Genomic DNA, 4,903 nt, shown 5'->3' on the forward strand with positions numbered 1-4,903 from the left:
GACCTGCCCGACGCGCAGGCGCTGCCGCCCGTGCCCGAAGGCACGCCGCGCCGCGCTCCGAACGACGATGAAATCCGCGCGCGCTTTCTGGCGACCTCGCCAGACCGCAACGTCGCCCCCGTATCGCAGCGCCTGTGCGCCGAAAGCCCGCAAGTGCTCAATGACCGCTACCTGCTGCGCGTGCCCATCAACGCCGCCGCCATCGGCGCGCCTGGCCTGTGCCTCGAAGCCGGACTGGATACGCATGACCGCCACCCGCCCGGCCAGGACCTGGCCATCGCGCGCCGCTTCGGCTTTTCACACGCCGTGCTTGCCGGGCAGCCGCATTGCATGATGTACGCGGACCAGTGGCAAGCCAGCGCCGCCGCCATCCTGGATTGGCACCGCGGCCAGTTCGGCTGACGACCCCGCCTACCCACGACAACAACGACAACGACGCGCCACCGCGCCATCAGGAGACAACCATGTCCATTCCCCGCTCTATCCGCCCGGCCCTGATCGGCGCCGGCCTGCTGCTGGCCGCAAGCGCGCACGCAGCTGGCTGGCCTGAGAAGCCCGTGACCCTCATCGTGCCGTCCGCCGCGGGCGGCGCGGCCGACCTCACCGCGCGTACCCTGGCGCAATACCTGGGCGAGAAGACCGGCCAGACGGTAGTGGTCGAGGACCGCCCTGGCGCCGGCGGCATCGTCGGCACCAACGCCGCCAAGAACGCGGCGGCGGACGGCTACACCTTCCTGCTGTCCACCAACTCCACCCACTCGGCCAATCAGTTCCTCTACAAGAGTCTGCCCTACGACGCGCAAAAGGACTTCCGCCAGGTCGGCATGCTGGGCACCTTCGGCACGGTCGGCGTGGTGTCGCCCGACAGCCCGTACCGCACGGTGCCGGATCTGGTCGACTACGCCAAGAAGCATCCCGGACAGGTCTTCTTCGGCTACTACAGCTCGTCCTCGCAAGTGCCGTCCGAGCTCCTGAAGCAACGCGCCGGCATCGAGATCACCGGCGCGGCCTACAAGAACATCACCCAGATCATCACCGACCTGCGCGGCAAGCAGATCAACTTCGCCTTCGTCGACTACCTGACCGCGATGGGCCAGATCGACGGCAAGGGGCTGATCCCCATCGCCGTCACCGGCGCCCAGCCGCAGCCGGCCTGGCCCAGCGTGCCGACCATGACCACCTACTACCCGGATTTCGTCGTCGCCGGCTGGCTGGGCCTGTCGGCACCGGCTGGCACGCCGCCGGACATCGTGGAAAAGATGAACGCCCATATGCAGGCGGCGGTCAAGGACGAGGCCACCGCCAACAAGCTGCGCGCCCTGGGCCTGACGCCGGAATCCATGGACGTGGCGCGCTTCGATGCCTTCGTGAAGGAAGACACGGCGCGCTGGAAGGAATGGATCCGGATTTCGGGCATCCAACCCCAATAAAACCGCGGCCCTCCCTATATCTATATAGAGAGGGCCCCCGCAGCGCCTACAGCGGCAGGCGCTGCTCGTGTTTGATCTCGCGCAGCGCGACGATGGTGCGCGTCTGGCGTATGCCCGGCATATTGAACAGGAAGCGGTGCAGGAACCGGTCGTAGGCTTCCGGGCTTTCCACCAGGATTTTCAGCAGGAAGTCCGAATCCCCCGTGACCGCATAGCACTCCAGGATTTCGGGCGCGTCGCGCACCGAGCGCTCGAAGTTCTCGACCGTATTGGCGGAATGCCGCTCCAGGCTGATCTGCGCGAACATGCAGCCCAGCCCCACCTTGCTGCGGTCCACCTGGGCGCTATAACCCTGGATCACCCCGCTGGCCTCCATCGCTTTCACCCGCCGCCACACCGGCGCGGCCGACAGGCCCACCTTCTCTGAAAGCTGCTGCGCCGAGGCCCGGCCGTCCTCCTGCAAGGCCTTGAGGATGCCGATATCGGTCTTGTCCATCGCTTAGTCTCCTGGTTTTTGTAGTACACGAAACGTTCATTGCGAATTATAGGGATAGCACGATCCAAAAACGCAATAAACCTGATGGCTCGCGAACCTATCATGGTGCCGAAACCAGGAGTATTCACCATGGACGGTACCCCCGCCGCCGAACCCCAGCTGGACCTTGAGTACCAGCTCGCCGACAACCTCACCCGCAGCTCCGGCCGCATCTTTTTGACCGGCACCCAGGCGCTGGTGCGCATCATGCTGGCCCAGAGCCGGATGGACCGCGAGCGCGGCCTGAACACGGCCGGCTTCGTCTCGGGCTACCGCGGCTCGCCGCTGGGCGGCGTGGACATGGCCATGTGGAAGGCGCAGAAGGCGCTGGACGCCAACCAGATCACCTTCCTGCCCGCCATCAACGAAGACATGGCGGCCACCGCCGTCATGGGCACGCAGCAGGCCGGGGTGCGCGCCGACCGCAACGTCGATGGCGTCTACGCCATGTGGTACGGCAAGGGCCCCGGCGTGGATCGCGCCGGCGACGCGCTGCATCACGGCAACGCCGCGGGCGCATCGCGCAACGGCGGCGTGCTGGTGGTGGTGGGCGACGACCACACCGCCGTGTCGTCCTCGATTCCGCATTCCAGCGAGGCCTCGCTGATCGGTTGGCAGATGCCCATCGTGCATCCCGCCTCCATCGACGAATACGAAACCTTCGCGCTGTGGGGCTGGGCCCTGTCGCGCTACTCGGGCACCTGGGTCGCCTTCAAGGCCGTGTCCGAAACCATCGAATGCGGACATTCCTTCGTCCCCGCCCCCGCCCAGCGCTACGACATGCCGGCGGACCCGGACATGCCGCCCGAATCGCTCGAATACTCCGCGCGCGACTTCCTGTCGCTGGCGATCGAAACGCGCATGAACCTGCGCATGAAGGCCGTGGCCGCATTCGCGCGCCGCCACAGCATCGACCGCCTGGCCTGTCCGGCGCCCAAGGCCACCGTGGGCATCGTCACGGTCGGCAAGGCGCATCTGGACACCATGGAAGCGCTGTCGCGCCTGGGCGTGGACACCGTCACCGCCAACGCGCCGGTGCGCATCTACAAGCCCGGCCTGACCTGGCCGCTGGATGCGCAGCGCCTGCTGGAATTCGCTCGCGGCCTGTCTCACATCCTCGTAATCGAGGAAAAAGGCGCGGTGGTCGAAAGCCAGATCAAGGACCTGCTGTTCAACCTGCCGGAGCGCCCCTCGGTCATCGGCAAGAAAGGCTTCGACGGCGAAACGCTGGTGCCCTCGGCCGGCCAATTGCGCCCCTCCCTGCTGGCGCAGCCGCTGGCCAACTGGCTCAGCCGCGCCGCCGGACTGCCGCTGGCGGCCGACCTGTCCGCGTTCGCGTGCCAGGCGCCGCTGTCCAACGACGCCGACGGCATGCGCCGCCGCCCCTACTTCTGTTCGGGCTGCCCGCACAGCACCTCGACCAAGGTGCCGGAAGGCAGCCAGGCGCTGTCGGGCGTGGGCTGCCATTACATGGCCGCCTGGATGGACCGCGACACCGGCGGCCTGACACAAATGGGTGGCGAAGGCGTCGACTGGATCGGCCTGTCGCGCTACACCAAGATGCCGCACATCTTCCAGAACATGGGAGAAGGCACCTATTACCACTCCGGCTATCTCGCCATCCGCCAGGCGGTCGCGGCCAAGGCCAACATCACCTACAAGATCCTGTTCAACGACGCCACGGCCATGACGGGCGGCCAGCCCATCGACGGCCCGATCTCGGTGCCCAGCATCTGCCAGCAATTGCGCGGCGAGAACGTAACGCGCATTGTCGTCACCACGGACGAGCCCGAAAAATATCAGGGCATGGACCTGGGCGCCGGCATCAAGGTGCACCACCGCCGCGAACTGGACGCCCTGCAGCGCGAGCTGCGCGAGATCGCCGGCGTGACCGTGCTGATCCACGACCAGACCTGCGCCGCCGAAAAGCGCCGGCGCCGCAAGAAGAACCAGTTCCCCGACCCGGCACGCCGCATGCTGATCAACAGCGCCGTCTGCGAAGGCTGCGGCGACTGCGGCGTGCAGTCGAACTGCCTGTCGGTGGTGCCGCTGGAAACGCCCTATGGCCGCAAGCGCGCCATCGATCAATCCAGCTGCAACAAGGACTATTCCTGCGTCGAAGGCTTCTGCCCCAGCTTCGTGTCCGTGATGGGTGGCAAGCCCAAGAAGAGCGCCGCGCCCAAGGCCGACCAGGAACGCCTGCAGAAACTGATCGCGCAATTGCCTCTGCCGGCCATGCCGGCGCTGGACCATCCCTATCGCCTGCTGGTCGCCGGCATGGGCGGCACCGGCGTCATCACCATCGGCGCCATTGTGTCGATGGCCGCGCACCTGGAAGGCCTGTCCGCCGCCGTGCTCGACCTGACCGGCCTGGCGCAGAAAGGCGGCACGGTGGTCAGCCACATCCGCCTGGCGCCTCCCGGCGCGCCTGCCGGGCCCGTGCGCCTGGACTGGCAGCAGGCCGACGCCGCGATCCTGTGCGACCCGGTGGCCTCCGTGGCGCCCGACTCGCTGGGCGCGCTGCGCCACGGCCACACGCAGGTCACGGTCAACAGCTACGTGGCGCCAGTCTCAGACTTCACCCGCAATCCGGACGCCGCCATGCGGCCCGAAGCGCTGCTGGCCAAGATCCGCCACGCGGCGGGCGACGCCAACACCGCCGCGATCGATGCGCATGAAGCGGCGCTGGCCCTGTTCGGCGACAGCATCCTGTCCAATATGTTCATGCTGGGCTATGCCTGGCAGCGGGGCGGCGTGCCGCTGTCGCAAGCGGCCATCAACCGCGCCATCGAACTCAACGGCGTGGCCGTGGCGGCCAACCGGGCCGCGTTCGACAGCGGTCGCCTCGCGGCGCATCAGCCCGACGCGCTGGAAGGCGCGCTGCGGCCGCGCGCCCAGGTGGTGCAGCTGCACGTCCCGGAATCGTTCGAACGCGCCG

At 67.6% G+C, this 4,903-nt stretch carries 3 protein-coding genes and 1 pseudogene; 3 read left to right on the plus strand and 1 reads right to left on the minus strand.

Annotation, left to right across the window (positions count from 1 at the left end):
- Both VIR09_RS13585 and VIR09_RS13590 read left to right on the plus strand, forming a co-directional pair.
- A pseudogene (locus VIR09_RS13585) lies at positions 1-402 on the plus strand (alpha/beta hydrolase); the annotation flags it as partial.
- A 62-nt stretch (positions 403-464) separates the two neighbouring features.
- Complete coding sequence (locus VIR09_RS13590) at positions 465-1,430, plus strand: tripartite tricarboxylate transporter substrate binding protein (RefSeq protein WP_332013339.1); 966 nt, start codon at positions 465-467, stop codon at positions 1,428-1,430.
- A 46-nt stretch (positions 1,431-1,476) separates the two neighbouring features.
- On the opposite strand, the gene VIR09_RS13595 is transcribed toward VIR09_RS13590, so the two are convergent.
- A complete protein-coding gene (locus tag VIR09_RS13595) occupies positions 1,477-1,926 on the minus strand; it encodes an Lrp/AsnC family transcriptional regulator (protein WP_008159001.1) in 450 nt (149 codons plus the stop codon).
- Positions 1,927-2,055: 129 nt separating this feature from the next.
- On the opposite strand from VIR09_RS13595, the gene VIR09_RS13600 reads away from it, so the two are divergent.
- On the plus strand, positions 2,056-4,903 hold a 2,848-nt coding region (locus tag VIR09_RS13600; RefSeq protein WP_332013340.1), incomplete at its 3' end, for an indolepyruvate ferredoxin oxidoreductase family protein.

Source organism: Achromobacter sp. (genome assembly GCF_036567245.1).
GTDB lineage: Bacteria > Pseudomonadota > Gammaproteobacteria > Burkholderiales > Burkholderiaceae_B > Achromobacter.

Excerpts from the sequence above, each read along its gene's own strand:
- VIR09_RS13590 (WP_332013339.1), top strand. The coding sequence starts at position 465 with ATGTCCATTCCCCGCTCTATCCGCCCGGCCCTGATCGGCGCCGGCCTG.
- VIR09_RS13595 (WP_008159001.1), bottom strand. The coding sequence starts at position 1,926 with ATGGACAAGACCGATATCGGCATCCTCAAGGCCTTGCAGGAGGACGGC.